Source organism: Pseudomonas sp. SIMBA_068 (genome assembly GCF_046534705.1).
Lineage (GTDB): Bacteria > Pseudomonadota > Gammaproteobacteria > Pseudomonadales > Pseudomonadaceae > Aquipseudomonas > Aquipseudomonas putida.
The window spans coordinates 1-259 of sequence record NZ_JAWRYI010000893.1 but is presented as its reverse complement, the minus strand read 5'-3'; the positions used below and the strand labels follow the sequence as shown (position 1 = coordinate 259).

At 41.3% G+C, this 259-nt stretch carries 1 protein-coding gene; it reads left to right on the top strand.

Annotation, left to right across the window (positions count from 1 at the left end; all coding sequences use genetic code 11):
- Positions 1 to 259, top strand: a 259-nt coding sequence (locus SB756_RS31950; protein WP_410913484.1) for a class I tRNA ligase family protein, incomplete at both ends; no start/stop codon positions are given.

Sequence of the window (259 nt, the reverse complement as noted above, 5' to 3'; positions counted from 1 at the left end):
AGGTTACCGAAACTTCTGTAATAAACTATGGAACGCGAGCCGTTACGTATTAATGAACACAGAAGAGCAAGACTGTGGTTTTGCAAACGATGCACAAAAAGAGTACTCGCTAGCTGATCGTTGGATTTTAGGCCAATATGAAGCCACCGTTAAAACGTACACTGAGCACCTTGATAACTACCGCTTTGATTTAGCCGCTAATACACTTTACGAATTCACTTGGAACCAGTTCTGTGATTGGTACTTAGAGCTAACTAAG